A 17,772-nucleotide genomic window follows, 5' to 3' on the forward strand; every position below is an offset into this window, starting at 1 on the left:
AGACTTGCAATTTAGAAAAATTTAATTATTCTTTTGAAAGTTTATTCCTCATATATCATTTTCCTAGTCATTCCACCATCAACTATAAGGTTAATTCCTGTCACAAAATCATTTTCTTTGGCTGATAGATACAAACAGGCTCTAGCGATGTCTTCTGGTGTACCAACACGTTTAGAAAGATGTTGTTCATGATCAATGCCTCTTAATGTAGAATAGTCACCGGTTTCAATCCAGCCCGGTGAAATTGCATTGACCGTAATATGATCCTCTCCAAACGAGGCAGCAAGGGCATGTGTAAGTGATACTATTCCACCCTTTGTGGCTGCATATGCTTCAGAAAAAGGCTCAGACATAATCGCCCTGGTAGAAGCAATATTAATAATTGCTCCACCGTCTTTATTTTCTCTCATATATTTTGCTGCCTCACGGGAACCTAGGAATACACTCCGGAGGTTTGTATGAATGATATCGTCCCATTCTTCTATCGTCAGTTCATAAGGAGATTTGAACTCACTTTTGCCGGCATTATTTACCAATATATCTATTTGATTAAATGCACTCTTTGTTTCCTGCATTAAACGTAGTAGATCCTCTTCACGTCTAACATCCGTTAAGACAAATATCGCTTCGCCACCACTATTGTTGATGTGTTCAGCATGGGCTTTTCCTGCTGCCTCATCTAGATCTGCAAGAACAACCTTTGCCCCCTTTTCAGCATAAAGCTGAGAGATTGCTTTTCCAATTCCATTTGCTGCCCCAGTTACGATTACTACTTTATTTTGAAATGACATATGTATATCTCCTTTTTATTTTATATACCAGCTTCACTACGAAACACTCGTTCCTTATATACTCCAATATTTCCAACCTACCAGTTTTTATAGCTAATCACAAATAAAACCACAGTTCAGTCTGAACTGTGGTCTTCATGGAAATTAGCAATTACTCTTCTGGATGCATCGCATCTTGTAGCTCTTTTTCTAGTTCAGATGTGTAGACATCCTTTTGTTCCGCATTCCAGCCTAGCTCTTTAGCCATAAAATCAATGACAGGCTTTTTCCACGTTTGAACCCAATCAATCTGGAAGAAAAGTGCTCCTGTACGTCGTATGAAGAAATCTACTGGCTTATACGTCATTTCTGAGTTTAAGCTATATTGTAGCTGTACATAAATAGGTAAAGGTAATCCACCTGAAATCTCCGGACTATATGTTTTAGCATGGTTCAATAATTCTTCAATGTTCGAACCATACATATCGGCTAGATGATTATATTCTTCAATAGTAAAACCTAAACCCTGCGCTTCTTTTTCGAAAGACTTAACGAATGAGGATAAATTCTTTGAACCATTTACATGCCCACCTGAGATCGGCATCTTCTTCGTTTGACATGCTTGCTTAACGCTTGAATTTTTTTTGAAAACTGGGTTTTGGACCATGAGATCGACAACCATCTCAGCCATTTTTCGATAACCTGTTAGTTTTCCACCTGCGATGGTGATTAGTCCAGACTCTGACTCCCATACCTCATCCTTACGGGAAATTTCAGAAGGATCTTTTCCTTCTTCATAAATCAGCGGACGAACGCCTGCCCATGTGGACTCAACGTCTTGTTCGCTGACGACCACCTCAGGAAACATAAACTTCATTGACTTTATGATGTATTCTACATCCTGCTTGGTAGCCTTCGGATGGCTAGGTTCATCATTAAAAAACGTATCAGTCGTTCCTACATATGTTTTACCGTCTCTAGGAATCGCAAATACCATGCGTCCATCAGGTGTATCAAAATAAACAGCTTGCTTTAACGGAAACTTCGCTGCATCAAAAACTAAATGAACACCCTTTGTTAGGCGAAGGTTTTTACCATTATTAGAACGATCCTGTTTACGAAGATTATCTACCCACGGACCTGTTGCATTGACTACCTTTTCAGCGTAGAGATCATAGCGTTTCTTGGTAATTTGATCTTCAACCTCAACACCTATTACCCTACCATCCTTATATAATAACTCCACTACCTTCGCATAACTGACCGCCTTTGCCCCATGCTGAACGGCTTCCTTCAACACCTCAATGGTTAAACGCGCATCATCGGTACGATACTCCACATAATAGCCGGCTCCCCTTAACCCTTCCTTCTTAATAAGAGGCTCCTTTTGAATTGTTTCCTGCACACCTAGCATACGTCTTCGCTCACGTCTCTTCACACCAGCTAAGAAATCATAGACACGTAGACCAATAGAAGTAGACAGCTTTCCAAAGGTTCCTCCTTTATGAAGAGGTAACAGCATCCACTCAGGAGTGGTAACATGAGGTCCATTTTCATATACGATTTCTCTTTCTTTTCCCACTTCGGCAACCATTTTCACTTCAAATTGCTTTAAGTATCGTAATCCACCATGAACGAGTTTTGTAGAACGACTTGAAGTACCCGCTGCAAAATCCTGCATGTCAATTAAACCGGTTGTTAACCCTCTAGTTGTCGCATCAAGTGCAATTCCACAGCCTGTGATTCCCCCACCTACAACTAATACATCTAGCTTTGAGCTAGCTAATTCCTCTAAGGTATGCTGACGATTCTTGCTTGAAAAATTCATGTTATACCTCCTGTATTTTATCCGAATTAAACAGAAAAGAGACCAAAACAAACGAACGTGGCATGTTAACGCCACTGTTTGCTATGGTCTCTCCTGTGTCTCCAACCGTCTTATTAACTTATTTAAATGATATCATACTTCTACCTTACTTAAAAGCGATAGTTGCTGCGATTGCTTTTTTCCAGCCAGTATAAAGCTGGTCTCTTGTCGCTTCATCCATACTCGGAGCAAAGCAACGATCTACTTCCCACTGTGACGAAATCTCTTCTTGGCTACTCCAGTATCCAACCGCTAGCCCCGCTAAGTAGGCGGCTCCAAGGGCAGTCGTTTCATGATTTACCGGTCTTTCAACGGGAACATTTAACATGTCACTTTGGAATTGCATTAAGAAATTATTCATCACGGCACCGCCATCTACACGCAATGCTTTTAACGGAATGCCTGCCTCTTTTTCCATTTCAGTTAGAACATCCTTTGTTTGGTAGGCTAATGATTCTAACGTTGCACGGATAAAATGCTCCTTCGTCGTTCCTCTTGTCAGTCCAAAGACTGCTCCGCGAACATCACTATCCCAATACGGTGTTCCAAGTCCCACAAATGCAGGTACGACATACACTCCGTCCGTTGTATCTACCTTTTCAGCAAAGCTTTCACTATCCTTTGCATGTTCAATCATCTTCATTCCATCTCGAAGCCATTGAACCGCTGAACCAGCGACAAAGATACTTCCCTCTAATGCATAGTGGACCTTTCCATCAATGCCCCATGCGATGGTCGTTAGCAATCCTTGCTCCGAAACAACAGCTTGCTCCCCTGTATTTAAAAGCATAAAGCAGCCTGTTCCATATGTGTTCTTTGCCATTCCACGCTCAAAGCAGACTTGACCAAATAGTGCTGCCTGCTGATCTCCCGCCACACCTGCGATTGGAATGCTCTTGTTATCAAATAAAGCTAAAGCTGTATGTCCATATACCTCAGATGAAGATTTCACCTCTGGTAACATCGATGCGGGCACTTCAAGAATCGATAATAGCTCCTCATCCCATTTAAGTTCATGAATATTGTAAAGAAGTGTTCTTGATGCATTAGAATAATCAGTTACATGCACCTTACCACCTGTTAGCTTCCAAATTAACCAAGTATCAACCGTCCCGAATAATAGCTCACCTTGATTCGCCTTTTCTCTTGCTCCTTCGACATGATCAAGCAGCCACTTTACCTTCGTTCCTGAAAAATATGAATCTATTAATAAACCAGTTTTTTCATGAAAAATAGAGTTGTATCCGTTTTCTTTTAACTCATCACAAATTCCAGAAGATTGTCTAGATTGCCATACGATTGCATGATAGATTGGCTTACCTGTCGTTTTGTCCCAAACAACTGCTGTTTCACGCTGGTTCGTAATCCCAATTCCAACAATTTGCTCAGGTGTTAAATTTGCTTCCGCTAGGCAGGTTGAAATAACATCCTCCATGCTTGCCCAAATCTCATTTGCATCATGCTCGACCCAGCCAGGCTTCGGAAAGTATTGCGTAAATTCCTTCTGTGACATATGAACGACCTCACGCTGATGGTTAAATAAAATTGCTCGCGAGCTCGTAGTTCCTTGATCTAATGCTAATATATAGGTTTCCACAGTTATCATCCGTCCCTTCACTTCTCTAAAGATAGCGAAAAAAAGACCCTTCGAAAAACTTTATATATGAAAAAGTTTTACGTGGGTCTCCGTCTTCTCTGCCACTTCTATCAACTTATTTTTACTATAGATGAAAATAAAAAGGGTTTCAACCCACTTTTTCTATTGTCTCGGTTCAAAATACTTCCAAAGTTCTCGCTCAGAGGTCGGTGGTTGGGTATGAGGGCTGGCAGGGTGACTCGACTCTTGGCGTGACGTGATTGTGCATAAAAACCAATTTTCCGTGCAGAAACGATCGGTTTTGATGCATATAATTTTGTTCTCGTGCAGAACTTGGTAATTTCCGTGCAGAAAATTCCTGTTTTCGTGCACAAGTCGGGAATTAGGCACTTTACGTTGCATAAAGACTTGGACCATCACATGGTTAGGCCTGTATCATAAACATTTCTGCCCATTTTCTTCCTCATCTAGGCGTATGCCCTCCCCATACAGGCAATCCACACATAAGGTATAACAAATGCATTTGGAGGTGTTATCATGGGTGCAGTTGGAGGATACGGTGCAGGTTTTGCACTAATCGTAGTATTGTTTATCTTATTAATCATTGTTGGATCAGCTTACGTTGGTTACTAATTTAAAAGACAAATTATTTAAATAAAAATCAAAGGGAGGAATTTATAATGTTTGGAACAGGATATGGTTACGGTGCAGGTTATGGTACAGGATTTGGTGGTTGTGGTTACTCACAACCAGTAGTAGCAGGCGCTTATGGTGGAGGTAGCACTTTCACTCTAATCGTTGTGTTATTTATTCTATTAATCATCGTTGGCGCTGCTTGGTGCTAATGTAAAGCTTAAGAAAGGCTGCTCTCGGGGCAGCCTTTTTAAGTGTTTATGGTTGGACTAGTTGCCTTACTGTTTTGTTCTGAAGCAATTCCGTCGGTTTTTCTTATAATTGTGTGAGTCTACATACTTATTGTTTGACCATCAGCTGTAATCGCGTGAGACTAAGTCATTATTGCGTGAAACTCGATCACAAATGCGTAACTACAACATAATCAAAAAAGCACGCTAGAAACCTAGCGCACTCTGTTTTACAACTTAATGTCTCTCAAATACATCTTTCAGAATATAATACGACTTCTTCAGTCGCTCTTGATAGCTTGGCTCATTCCATTTTTCCCATTGATACATCAGATACTCTGTTTCATTTGTTAAAACAGATGGAAACGTTTGTAGTATCTCATTCTCTTCATTAGCATGGACAACCCCTACACGAATTCCTTCAATAAATTCACTAGGAATATCCTCTGTTATAGCGGTGGATAAATCACCAATCACCTCATGCTGTGATGGGTCTTTAAAGTTTAACATCATCCAAGGTATTCTAACCTCAACGACTTTTTGATCTTTGCTTATGGAAACATCTGATAACGAATCATAATCCTCTGCATTTGGATTTGCATTTCCAAACGTTAGCTGTCCTGTTTCCGTGTAGACAATTGGAACAACCTTTCTAGATCCATCCTCTTGAACTTGCAAAGTTTCACGATTAAGTATTAATCGGATTGGAAAGTATTGACCGTTATCCTTAAGCTGTATAGATGGTTCTTCAGCAAGCATGTCAGAGTTTACAGCAAATTCATGATAAAAAGTATCATAGTAACTATCTATAACCAACTTAGAAGTATCCTTTCCACTAAGCTCAAGTACAAAATCTATTCCCGTAGCTTGTTTACCTTTTACGTTTGGAATGACTGTTTGTCCTTGATTTGGAATTGTGTTAAAAAGAACATATGACCGATCCTTTTCCCAATCTATAGGCTGATTATAGTCGATTCTTACATATACATAGCGCTCATCATGATTCATAAGCACTTGTTGTATATGACTGTCGTCGTCACTCTCGTAAATCTTAACTGCCGTATCATCCCAATCTTCGGCATCTCCATCTACCTTAATTTGATCACTTGGATCAAAACTTAGCAATCCGTAGTTCTGCTCACTGGTCTGGATATTTGACCAAAAAGGTCGACGATTCGGATTATCATATTTCATTGTGTTCCAGGTTCGCTTAAACCACTCGTCCTGCCAAATGAATACCATGCCACCCGCCAAATCTTCATGAACAATATCCTCATAAAGTCCACCGATGATTTGACCTTGCTCTTGCTCTGAATGATGCCCTTGGTCTTTTCCATGAACATTTTCATGAGCAATTCCTCTTGAGGCAGGTACACCAAACTCAGCAACAACTAACGGCATGTGGTGAGCCTGCTTCATGTCATGTAAATACCCTGCATAATTGTTTTTTTCACCACGGTGATCTATATAATTAACATAGTCTTTTTCCAGATTTAAAAACTCAGGATAATAGGGATAAATATGATAAGAAGCAAACAACCCTGAAGTAAACTGATTGGTCGAATGCATAACATTGGGATTGATTGATACCATATCTTCGGCTAAATCTACTTCACTTGGATGATCAAGTAAGTCAGTAGTTACCCAGTTAGTAAAGCTCATCGGATGCTGCCAGTTATAGTTTTCTACTTCATAAGCAACTGTATAGTCCACCATTTCAGCTAGCCAAACCTCAAATGGATTGGCTTCTTCGGTATAAATATAGGTTCCCGAAAAATCCTGCTTGTTAGCATTTTTTTCATTAGTACCGACTACAAATTCTGGATCCCATTCTACCCCTAAAATATATCCAAGAACATAAGGTGAAAGATTGTAACGATAGCTTCCACTTGCATGGCCAGGTCTCTCGGGCAAAGTAGCATTACCATGAATCAAATCCACTGTTGAAGCAATTTCATCCTTAAATTCTTGGATCGTCGAAGGTAAGTACGCATCCTTGGTTTTAAACACATCCTCATTCAACCATACCCCATGAAATAGATAGATAGGTTCTTTTGCCGTTTGGTTATATTCAAACAACGCTTCATAAAATCCTGGTGGATGAATGGTGTAAACACGAATCGAATTGGCATTCATTTCTCCAATTTGCTGAAACCATCTCGCATACTCTCGCTTGGAAATTGCAGCTTCACCTGGGAATGTTCCTGGTTTCCCCATTCCAATATTAACCCCTTTAATGAGTAGGTCCTCCCAAGCTCCGTCACGATAGACCTCTAAATAGGTTTCATTGGTTTTTCCAATCATAGAAACACCATCAACTGTGTGAATATCAAGAACCTTTTTTGGTACCTGTTCTTCAGGCTCATTCATTAGATCCTTAAAAATGCCATCCATCATCGGGACATACACCCTCCAATAAAAAGGAAGCGTGCTGCCTTCTGTTCTTGGAGAAAAGTATTCTCTCCACTTCTTTAATCCAGATGTTTTATATAAATCTGGCACTTCTTCCTGATCAGCATAATCACCAGCAAAATAATAGGTTTCAATCAGTGAATCCTGATGAATGATTGCTGGAAAACTCATTGGTAGATTATATTGTTGCAGTTGCTTTTTTCCTTCCTCGTTTACGGGAAGTGTATAGGTAGCTAGAATCTCTTCCTCGTTAAAAGCGGTAACCACATCAAACCAATAATTATAGGCTTCCTCGCCTTTTCCACTTAACTGCTCATGACCCTTTTCTGTGTAGTTAAATAGAACTCCACCCTCTTTTAAGCCGTGCTGATCAATCACCACTATTTGATCATTTTCATCAGCAAACACCAGACCACTACCCGTAAAATCCCAAGCACGGTCATTTTGATTTTGATAATTTGACTTTACCCATACTGGAACCTCTTCATCACTTAAGTCCAGGAAGTAGCGACCAATCCAGCCACTCCATTCTAGGTTTAGTAATTCATAGAATTCCTCTCTAACGCTTGGCTTAGTAGGGTTAGCAAACGTATTAAACTCAACAAGTAATGGAGTACCATTTTTCGTCACCGCATCTTTAATACTCGCAACCTCTTCAGTAGTCATTCCACCATACAAACTCTCAGAACGAACTCCCTGTTGATTAGTTCCGTAAAACTCTTCCTCATAAACACCATAACCATCTGCTATATACAACAAATCATAACCGGATAGGTCCTCTGGTAGGTCCTTTATTTCAAATTCCTGATTTTCCTTTGGGTGAAATCCTACATAATCGGTTGTATAATCGTAAACCGTTTGATCAGCTTGTACATATTTATTTTGATTGAGTAACCATGTTAAGCCTTTATGCTCGCGATATGTAAAATCAGGAACCGTTTTATCAACTATTAACACATTTAACTCTGCCTCAGGTTTTAAATACCAACTCCAAAACGGAGAAGTAATGGCTGCAATAATCCCAAACATCACTAAAAAATAAATAATGACCTTTACCTGTCTTTTCACATTTTTGTTCATTCGTACACCTTTCTATATGTAGAGCTTGTTTAAAGTACTTCGAATTAAGTCTCTCTTATTCTACTATCGTATCATCCCAAATGAAACGAGGATTTGTTAGCGTAATATATTCCCATGCTGTTCCGGCTACAGCTGGCCATACGTAAAAGTTGTAAGGCTCGCTTTCATGCCGTTCATTGCTATAAACAAGACCACCGTGTTGATCTGCCTCTTGCATGGCAAACATGGAAGTAAGAAGATGATGAACAGGCTCTTCCCTTCGCAATAGAAGATTAATCACTCCCCACGTACCTTCCGTCCACACGATAGTTGGTGGCTGTTCATATCCAGCAGCATAAGGCTTATATCCTGTTAAAACAGCTTGAGTTTGATACGTCGTATTGTATTTGATTTGATCCATACTTGTCACTAACGAAGCATCATGAACCTCAAATCTTTCCAAATAATCAATAGGAGATTGTGCTAACTCCTCCTGATGAACCGCCATTAAAAAGATTGAGCCCCATGAATTCGCATCAAGTGCCTCAGCGGTATCATTGATACCCTGATTAAATCTACCTTCTGAATCATTCCAATGATGAGATAGAAGAGCAGAGCTGATGTTTTCCGAAACTTGTATGTAGTGACTTTCACCAGTAAGCCTACCCAAATCTCTAAAAAAGAAATAAGCATCAATATTATGCTCAGTAGAATACCACTCTACATCTGGGCCACCCTTAATACTACCAGTCTTCTGATCCTGCTGACCAAGTAAATAGTCAGCGATCGAAATGGCTATATCCCGGTAGGAGGAATCACCAAAGGCTACTTCATATTTGACGATCGCATCCCCTAGCCAAGCGATGCTCCCGCTTCGTTTGGATTCATCAATGGGTCCAGAGAATACATCATAAGCAAAAGCAAATGACCCATCTTCATTTTGAAGCTCTTCGAGAGAAGATAAAATGGTAGAAGCTCGTTTCTGATCACCAGCTAAAGAAAAAGCAATCACAGCAAGTGCATTATCATAAAGCCAACTTCTCCGCTCTATTCCTGTATGACTCATAGGATCGCTAGAAGGAATATAATAAGACGGTATTAGGCGATAACTTGGTTCCTCCGTTGAGCCCAGGACCTTCTCAACATCAACCGGATCATCCAACATATCAAGCTGCATCTGCAACCACCCCAAAGACTTCTCCGCCTGCTGCGACAGCTCCTCTTCCGTATATCCGATCCCAATATTACTCTTCAAAAAACCACCACCATAATAAACAAGCAACAAAATCACAATTAATCCCACACTACCACCCAAAACCCAGCCCTTAAACCTCATACACACTTTACCCCTTCACCGCATCGGGGGCCAGGCCCCCGTTCCTTTAACGTGTTAAAGAATTCTCTTTAACAGTTCTTTTTATAAGCTTTCCCTTGTGTGATTTGATTAAACAGATTAGTACAATATGTGTGCATATCTATTTTCTAGAACATGAAACCGTGGCCTTATCATGTTCAACATCTTTTAGATCGAATAGCTAAAGAAAATTCCCCGCTTGGACAGCAGGGAATCGCAATCATACTAATATAGCCAATCTTTATAATTGATTCGTGATATTGTTTAACTCGTCTGAAGAGTAGGCAACCTGTTCGACAGCCGCGTTGATGTCTAGGACGATTTGCGATAGGGCTTCCATTTCTTTAGCGATTTGGATATTTTGTTGCTTAACCTCTTCCATTGACGTTAGGATTTGGTCAAAGAATTGTGTCGTTTGTTTGGTTTGTTGTGTACCGTCTTTTATTCCAGCTTGAACCTCCGCTGTTGTAATTGACATTTGCGCAGAAGAACGATCAATTTCACTAATTAAGCTGTACACTTCTGTTACAGCACCCTTTGTGCTTTCTGCAAGCTTTCTAACCTCACCCGCAACAACGGCAAAGCCTTTTCCATGTTCACCTGCACGAGCTGCTTCGATCGCTGCATTTAGTGATAGTAGGTTCGTCTGCTCGGCAATGGAGGTTACCATTGTAGCAATCTCTTCGATTTTTTTTGAGCTTGCGGTTAGCTTTTCCATATCTGCTGCGATCTTGCTCATTTTTTGCTCAGAATCTACCATGACCTTCTCTAGATTACGAAGGCGTAAGATACCTTCCTTTGACTTAACTTCTGCTTCTAGTGCCTGATCCGACCCTGATTTAGTCAAGCCCTCAATATCCTTCGTCTTCCCTGCAATCTCTTGAATTGCCGAGCTCGTTTCTTCACTAATTGCTGCTAACTCCTCAGCATTTTTCGCAACATTTTGCTTTACTGTATTCTTCGCATTTTCAGCTTCTATTCGAATTCTCTCATTCTCTAATTCGTAAGCCTCTAATACGATTTGCTGTTCAAAGTTAAATATTTTAGAAACTGCTAGCACCGCTTTCTTGTAATCAGCCATACTATTCGTTTGTTCTTCAACAATCGTTAAAACAGATTCATATAACTCCTGAAACGCACACAAATACCATTTTGGTTGAAGGCCAATGCGAACGTGAACATGAGCAATAATATAACGCTGTTTAATAAACGACTGATCAATCACTCCGTTAAACATCTCATAAATATGCTTTTCTAGCGTAACCTTTAACCGTTCCACCGTACTATGATCATTGATTATATTCATAAGTGATTGCTGCTTGCCAATATTTTGATAGAATCTAGTAACAATTGAATCTAGCTTCTCTTTAACAAACGGCTGTAACACCTTTAAATGAGCCAAGTTTTCATTTGTTAAGCTAATCATCTGTAGTTGGGTAGAATAGTCTGCCTTCGCATCTAGCTCAATCTTTGTCTTTGATAAAACTTCACTAGTAGAAGCAAACATTTCTTCTTTTTTAGGCTGTGATTTTAATAGTCCTTTAATCAATGTGGACATCCTCTCTAATAGGTAGCTAGTTGCTACATCCGGTATAAAAATCCGCAATATATTTTAAAAATTCAACATACTCTTATATCGACAGATTTTTTGATAGATTTAAGGTATTGCATTAGAAAGTTTTGGTATCTCAACATATACTTGGGCACAATAAAACATCAGTATACTTACTTTTCAAAAGTAGCCGAAAGTGCATAAAAAAAAAGCCATCGATTCTATCGACAGCCTCTCCCTCTTACACTACCTGCTCCTGCACAGCTAACTTCTCATCAGAAACAAATAACATACCCAATTCATGATGTTCTCCATCATATAAAGCTCGTTGGACTAAACGAAGTTCTCCGTTATGATCAACCACTTCAAGTTTCACGAATGCTCCGTTTTTTTGAAGTGCATAGTAGAATTCCTCTACACTTTTAACCTGCTTGCCATTCACCTTTGTAATTAACTCACCAACCTGAAGGGCCATTTTTTCAGCAGGTGATTTAGGAATAATTCCTAGGATCACAAGACCTTGATCACGTCTAGAAAAATACGTATAATCATCATCCTGCACACGTTGTTGAATCGTTAGCAGTTCTCGTCCAATGATTGCTAATAAGGCAACAGCAATTGACATTACAGGTAACCAATACGTCGTTACCGCTAAAATGGCAATGAACATACCTAATGCAATCACTCGTTTCCCCGTAAAACGAACCGCTTCTCGTGGAAGGCTTCCTCTCGTTTTTTGAAAGAATCCAATTCCAAATGGTAGTAAACATAGAGCAAAGGATTGCTGACCAAAGGATAAAAGTGGCCACCACGGGAAAATCGATGAAACGGGTGCTCCAGGTAATAGGACGAAGACTGGAAGTAACCATAGAAGGTTGGATGCATGAGCCCCGATCATTCTTCCTCGTTTACTTGTTTCAAGTCTTGGCGAGCTTAGTCGCGAGCCGTCCTTTATAATTAATACTCCCTCTACAATAAAGAGAATTGCTAGAAGTCCACTATAGGTTGTCGGGTGAATAAGTGTTAGTTCACTGATTAACAGATCAACAAACGTATTTCCCGTCTTCCACTGCGGCAACACCATTGATAATAGGATAGCTAGTCCAAGAACATATGCTGGAGATAGGAAACGCAAGCGAAACGTTAGTCCTAATAGAAGCGTAATGGCTCCTATTAATACAACCCCACCAACTGGAATGACAAACCCGACTCCCACTGTTAGCAACGAGACGATTAGCCCAACAAATAATCCCGCCGTTAGCATTAACTTCGTTTCACTAATAGAATCAAAAATCCGCACATGGAAAAATCCGCGTTCCTTCTTGACTCGATTATAGCCCATTACTAGTGTTAAAAAGAGAAAGAAATATAACAGGGGATGTATGAAAAAGACACCGATTCCTTTTAACACATCAATTAACCAACTATCCAACCTGTCCACCACCCTTCAAAAGAACATTCTCTTAATCCGAAACTTCCTAATATAGATTATTTTAACAGATTGTTGACAATCAGTAATTGTTTTTTATTGCCATAAAAAAAGTATACCCCGATTGAGGTATACTTTCGACAATTTTCTATAGATTCCTGCTACCTTATTTGAACAAGGATTTTAAAGCTGTTTCAAGCTGACGGTCATTTTTCACGTCACGGACTTTTTCAATTAGAGTTTGCTGTAGTTTACCAGCAGTTTCCTTTGAAATTACGCCCGTTTGCTCTATGCCAACTGATTGCTGGAACGCTTTGACAGCTGTTTCCGTTTCCTTACTATAATAACCATCTTCACGACCTGGCTCAAAACCTAGACCTTTTAACATCACTTGAGCATTTTTAACCTGCTCATTATTCATATCATACTTTAAATCCTCTTCGATTGAGATTGGATTCGAATAGAAATATGATGGTTGCTCAACAGGAATTGTTGGCTCTACACCTACTTCATGAATCCAATTGCCATCAGATGTTAACCACTTAAAGTAAGTTAGCTTAATGTTACTGCCATCGCCCATTGGGACTGCTTGCTGAACGGTTCCTTTTCCAAACGATGTTTTACCAATAATGTCATAACCGCCTGCTTCTTTCATGGCTCCTGCTAGGATCTCTGAAGCAGATGCACTTCCTTCATCAATTAAAACATTGATTGGGTAAGGTTTCTTCTCTGTTAGGGACGAGAAGTAACGCTCTTTTTCACCATTTCGCTGTTCAATTTGAACGTATGGCTTATCCTTTGTGATAAATAGCTTAAGCATTTGCTCAACACTTTGTAAGTATCCACCAGGATTTCCTCTTACATCAATGACTAATCCTTCCATACCCTGACCTTCGAGGTCCTTAACTGCCTTTTCAAAATCAGGAGCAGTGTCCTCACCAAACGATGTTACTTCTATAAAACCGACCTTTTTACCTTGGAACTCTTTCATTTCAGGGTATACCGTTTCTAGAGGAATTTCATCTCTAACCACAGGAATCGTCATAACTTGAGTCGTGCCTGGGCGTAATATATCGAGATTAACGGTTGTTCCTTTTTCCCCACGAATCTTTAGAACAGCCTCGTATAAATCAAGTCCTTCGATACTTTCACCGTCTACCTTAATGACTTGATCATTCGGCTTTAAACCAGCCTTTTCAGCAGGTGAATCCTTAAAAGGAGCAACAATCGTTACTTTCCCATCGACCATGCTCACTTCAGCACCTATTCCTTCAAAAGAGGATTCTAGAGTTTGAGAAAACTGCTCAGCTGTTTCTTTATCCATATAAACTGAATATGGATCTTCTAACGTACTGATCATTCCTTGAATGGCACCTTCAATTAGCTCATTGCCATCGACTTCTTCTACATAATTACCAGCAATTAGCTCATATGCCTGCTTTATTTTATCAATTCCCTCTGCCGTAACAGTTGCGCCTTCAGCCACTGGTTGATCACTAGCAACATTATTACTGCTTTGGACCCCTGCAGAGCTAGATTGACCAAATTGATCCATTACAAAATAGGTTGCACCACTTCCGACAATTAACGAGACTGCCATCGCTAAGGCTGTAATTCTTTTGTTCATAAAAATCCTCCTCACCCAAGATCCAAGATACACGTTATGTACTATTTTAAGGCTTTTAGAAAAACTTAGCTAGCATGGAGTATTCTCCAGGCTAGCTTTACAATTAATTTGGTTGATTTTGCTAAAATCAATGCCTACTTCATTCATCTTATGCAAAGCTTGTACTGAATATGAGTTGATGTGGAAATTCTAAAAATCATACCCTCACCTCAGTAGCCAATATCACTCTATTCCGTCCATCCTGCTTTGCTTTATAAAGAGCTCGATCCGCCTCTTCATATAAATCATCGGTATCTTCTAGTTCCACTAATTTTTCATAAGAGGCGACTCCAACCGAGACTGTAATTTTCAGTTCACTAAAATCGGGTAGTAAAAAGGTTCTATTTTCAACTGTTCTCCTTATTCTTTCAGCCACTTCTTCTGCTCTCTCAATTGAACAACCTGGTAGTAGGACGGAAAATTCCTCTCCTCCATTTCTAGAAACAATATCAATATCTCTTGTTGATTCTATTAATAATGATGCAACCTGTTTAATCACGCCGTCACCAGCTGGATGACCATACGAGTCATTAATTTGTTTGAAATGATCAATATCTACCAGGCACATGGCACAATCCTCATCCTTACGAATTGCCTTGGAAATCATCGAATTATAATATAAATCAAACGATCGAACATTATAAAGTCCTGTTAAATGATCACGCTGAGAGCCCTCTTTGTATTGGTGAAATAATTCACTATTTTTTCTTACATATAAAACAAAATAAAATAACAACATTCCACCTATGCCTGTACTAATAATATGGAAAACGGCGACATCTAAAACTGAATGATAATCAGCGACAACTATGTATAATGCCAGTGAATATACGAACTGACTATAAAGAAGAAGCACCGACCATTTTTTCCAATCAGAGAGCCTTACTTTATGTGACAGATAGCTTGCTCCAAATGCAAGCACAAACATCATAATCAAAGATATAATCGATGAATAGTTAAATGAGATGACAAAACGACCCATTGATATCAAGGCAGCTGAGATAACAGTAGGAACAAACCCACCAAAGAAAGCCACGATCATCACAGGTAAATGCCTCAAGTCCAGAATTGTGGTATCGCTGACCTGAATACTATAATGCATCAGTATAATCCCTAAGATCCCAGCGATGATTCCATCAAATATCTTAATATATAACGGTGAATGAATCGTTAATCTTTTAGTCTGAAAAAGCTGTAGCCATATAAAGGTAAACGATATTAAAATCGCTATATTTACCACTAAATCACTAAACATACGCAAACCTTCCCTTTTTGAAAACGAGTTCTATCATTATTATCTATTATGACAATGTTTATGAATAATGAAAAGGTGGACCAATAAATTCTTGGCCCACCTTTATACATTCTCTTAATATTAAACCTTAAATTTACTAATCAACTTCTGTAAATCCTCTGCTAGACTAGACAATGAATTTGCAGATGCTGTAATCTCCTCCATCGAAGCTAGTTGCTCTTCTGTTGATGCTGCCACATTTTGTGAATGCATGGAGGTTTCCTGTGAGATTTGAGTGATTCCCGCAACTGTTGCAGTAACCTCTTGTGAGCTTGCTGAAATTTGCTCTGCGGTTGCTGCCATATCATCAATTTGCGCAGAAACCTTCTCCATTGAAGTTAAAATTTCGTTAAAGCTGACCTCAGTCTCTTGAATAATGGCTAATCCATCAGAAACATCTACTGACACTTTTTCAATTGATTGATTAGATCGAATCATATCCTGCTGGATATCAATAATTAATGCGGAAATTTGAGAGGATGATTGCTGAGATTGCTCGGCCAATTTACGGACCTCGTCTGCAACTACAGCGAATCCTTTTCCATGTTCTCCTGCCCTAGCTGCTTCAATAGCTGCATTTAAAGCAAGTAGATTCGTTTGCTCCGCAATACCAGAAATCACCTTCGTAATGTCACCAATCTGTCTTGAACGCTGATCAAGAGACTTCATAACCTCTCCACTTTCATCAACTGAACTACTAATTGCATGAATTTGCTGAACAGTCTTCCCGACTAGTTCTCCACCGGCCTTAGCCTTTTGAGTGGTTTGCGTACCAATTTCAGAAATAGATGATGCATTTTCAGCAATTGATTGTACACCCTTGGTTACTTCTTCTAACGCAGTCGCAGCTTCTTCAACACTAGCCGTAGAATGCTCTGCGCCATTTGCAACCTGTTGAATCGACTCTGTAATCGTTTCTGTAGCCTTACTCGTTTGCTCTGCACTTGCGGTAAGCTCCTGAGACGATGCCGCAACATGCTCTGAATTCGTCATAACCTCATTCATCATTTTGCGTAAGCTGTCAGCCATACGGTTAAAGCTTATCGAAAGATCACTTAGTTCATCACCAGATTTATCAATTACCTTAGATGTGAAATCACCATCTCCAGCTAATTCTAATGCATTCGTTATAGTAGTTAACCTTTTTCTAATACCACGAGTAAACCATAGAATAATAGCAACTGCAACGATGATGACGATCACAATCGTAACTAAGAACTGCTTAGTAAACTTTGAGATAATACTATCAATAATCGCCTGTGAAGCTCCAACATAGAAGATTCCTATAATTTCACCGTCTGCTGCCTTAATTGGCATATAAGCAGTTTGATACATATTACCTGCCACATCGGCTTCACCTAAGTAAAGCTCACCTCTTTTTAAAACGGCATCTGCAACTTCTATTGAAACCTGAGTCCCAATAGCCCGTTGACCTTCCTTCATTACGTTTGTAGCGATTCGCGTATCTCCAAGGAAAACCGTAACTGTGTCTCCTGTATCCTCACCAATCTTATCTACGACCTCATAGTTTTCATTCATGAGGGTCATACCTTTATATAATTGACCGTCCTTCACTTGCCAATCTCCTGGATATTTGTTATCAACATATCTATAGGCAAGACTCAAGTCCCCTTTAGCCTTCTCCACCGCAAATTCCTTTACACCTTCTGTAATATCCTTTGTTACGATAAAACCGATCACAACCGAAAGTGAAAGAATAATAGATAATACAATTAAATTAATCTTCGTACCCAGCTTTAACTTCATGATGTTCACCTCAACCTTTATTTTTTTATGATTTTCAAAAAAAACGCACTACACCAATTTGAGTCATTGGCATAGTGCGTTTTAGGATCTAGCAGGAGCGCTACTTTCTACCTTAATCACACTGTTATCGATAACATAATAA

At 39.5% G+C, this 17,772-nt stretch carries 11 protein-coding genes and 2 pseudogenes; 2 read left to right on the forward strand and 11 right to left on the reverse strand.

The features are described from left to right. Window positions 1–41: 41 nt before the first annotated feature. The 3 genes from G4D63_RS10955 to glpK form a co-directional block, all read right to left on the reverse strand. Entirely contained in the window at window positions 42–791 is a 750-nt protein-coding gene (locus G4D63_RS10955; RefSeq protein ID WP_163179685.1) for a glucose 1-dehydrogenase, read from the reverse strand. Window positions 792–942: 151 nt separating this feature from the next. Next, window positions 943–2,598: a glycerol-3-phosphate dehydrogenase/oxidase gene (locus tag G4D63_RS10960; RefSeq protein WP_163179686.1), complete on the reverse strand. Its 1,656-nt coding sequence runs from the start codon at window positions 2,596–2,598 to the stop codon at window positions 943–945. A gap of 145 nt (window positions 2,599–2,743) precedes the next feature. Beyond that, the gene (gene glpK, locus G4D63_RS10965; RefSeq protein ID WP_163179908.1) at window positions 2,744–4,234 is read right to left on the reverse strand and encodes a glycerol kinase GlpK; all 1,491 of its coding nucleotides are present in this window, start codon (window positions 4,232–4,234) and stop codon (window positions 2,744–2,746) included. 537 nt (window positions 4,235–4,771) lie between these two features. On the opposite strand from glpK, the gene G4D63_RS10970 reads away from it, so the two are divergent. After that, the gene (locus tag G4D63_RS10970; RefSeq protein WP_163179687.1) at window positions 4,772–4,867 is read left to right on the forward strand and encodes a YjcZ family sporulation protein; all 96 of its coding nucleotides are present in this window, start codon (window positions 4,772–4,774) and stop codon (window positions 4,865–4,867) included. 47 nt (window positions 4,868–4,914) lie between these two features. Further along, complete coding sequence (locus G4D63_RS10975) at window positions 4,915–5,079, forward strand: YjcZ family sporulation protein (RefSeq protein ID WP_163179688.1); 165 nt, start codon at window positions 4,915–4,917, stop codon at window positions 5,077–5,079. A gap of 255 nt (window positions 5,080–5,334) precedes the next feature. On the opposite strand, the gene G4D63_RS10980 is transcribed toward G4D63_RS10975, so the two are convergent. The 8 genes and pseudogenes from G4D63_RS10980 to G4D63_RS11010 form a co-directional block, all read right to left on the reverse strand. Beyond that, on the reverse strand, window positions 5,335–8,589 hold the full coding sequence (locus G4D63_RS10980) for a hypothetical protein (protein WP_204559075.1): 3,255 nt from the start codon (window positions 8,587–8,589) through the stop codon (window positions 5,335–5,337). A gap of 55 nt (window positions 8,590–8,644) precedes the next feature. Beyond that, window positions 8,645–9,904: a hypothetical protein gene (locus tag G4D63_RS10985; protein ID WP_163179689.1), complete on the reverse strand. Its 1,260-nt coding sequence runs from the start codon at window positions 9,902–9,904 to the stop codon at window positions 8,645–8,647. A gap of 259 nt (window positions 9,905–10,163) precedes the next feature. Next, window positions 10,164–10,616 (reverse strand): annotated as a pseudogene (locus G4D63_RS22450) (methyl-accepting chemotaxis protein); the annotation flags it as partial. Window positions 10,617–10,922: 306 nt separating this feature from the next. Continuing rightward, window positions 10,923–11,480, reverse strand: a pseudogene (locus tag G4D63_RS22455) (protoglobin domain-containing protein); the annotation flags it as partial. Between the two features lie 235 nt (window positions 11,481–11,715). Then, the gene (locus tag G4D63_RS10995) at window positions 11,716–12,906 is read right to left on the reverse strand and encodes a PDZ domain-containing protein (RefSeq protein ID WP_163179691.1); all 1,191 of its coding nucleotides are present in this window, start codon (window positions 12,904–12,906) and stop codon (window positions 11,716–11,718) included. 163 nt (window positions 12,907–13,069) lie between these two features. After that, entirely contained in the window at window positions 13,070–14,530 is a 1,461-nt protein-coding gene (locus G4D63_RS11000) for a S41 family peptidase (protein ID WP_163179692.1), read from the reverse strand. A gap of 196 nt (window positions 14,531–14,726) precedes the next feature. Beyond that, window positions 14,727–15,824, reverse strand: coding sequence for a GGDEF domain-containing protein (locus G4D63_RS11005; protein ID WP_163179693.1), 1,098 nt, complete (start codon window positions 15,822–15,824; stop codon window positions 14,727–14,729). A 120-nt stretch (window positions 15,825–15,944) separates the two neighbouring features. After that, a complete protein-coding gene (locus tag G4D63_RS11010) occupies window positions 15,945–17,630 on the reverse strand; it encodes a methyl-accepting chemotaxis protein (protein ID WP_204559077.1) in 1,686 nt (561 codons plus the stop codon). Window positions 17,631–17,772 lie beyond the last annotated feature (142 nt).

The sequence above is a fragment of the Bacillus mesophilus genome, assembly GCF_011008845.1.
In the GTDB taxonomy this organism is placed as follows: domain Bacteria; phylum Bacillota; class Bacilli; order Bacillales; family SA4; genus Bacillus_BS; species Bacillus_BS mesophilus.

Bases quoted from the DNA above. Each gene is read 5' to 3' on its own strand.
- G4D63_RS10955 (WP_163179685.1), bottom strand. From the start codon at position 791: ATGTCATTTCAAAATAAAGTAGTAATCGTAACTGGGGCAGCAAATGGA.
- G4D63_RS10960 (WP_163179686.1), bottom strand. From the start codon at position 2,598: ATGAATTTTTCAAGCAAGAATCGTCAGCATACCTTAGAGGAATTAGCT.
- G4D63_RS10970 (WP_163179687.1), top strand. From the start codon at position 4,772: ATGGGTGCAGTTGGAGGATACGGTGCAGGTTTTGCACTAATCGTAGTA.
- G4D63_RS10975 (WP_163179688.1), top strand. From the start codon at position 4,915: ATGTTTGGAACAGGATATGGTTACGGTGCAGGTTATGGTACAGGATTT.
- G4D63_RS10980 (WP_204559075.1), bottom strand. From the start codon at position 8,589: ATGAACAAAAATGTGAAAAGACAGGTAAAGGTCATTATTTATTTTTTA.
- G4D63_RS10985 (WP_163179689.1), bottom strand. From the start codon at position 9,904: ATGAGGTTTAAGGGCTGGGTTTTGGGTGGTAGTGTGGGATTAATTGTG.
- G4D63_RS11000 (WP_163179692.1), bottom strand. From the start codon at position 14,530: ATGAACAAAAGAATTACAGCCTTAGCGATGGCAGTCTCGTTAATTGTC.
- G4D63_RS11005 (WP_163179693.1), bottom strand. From the start codon at position 15,824: ATGTTTAGTGATTTAGTGGTAAATATAGCGATTTTAATATCGTTTACC.
- G4D63_RS11010 (WP_204559077.1), bottom strand. From the start codon at position 17,630: ATGAAGTTAAAGCTGGGTACGAAGATTAATTTAATTGTATTATCTATT.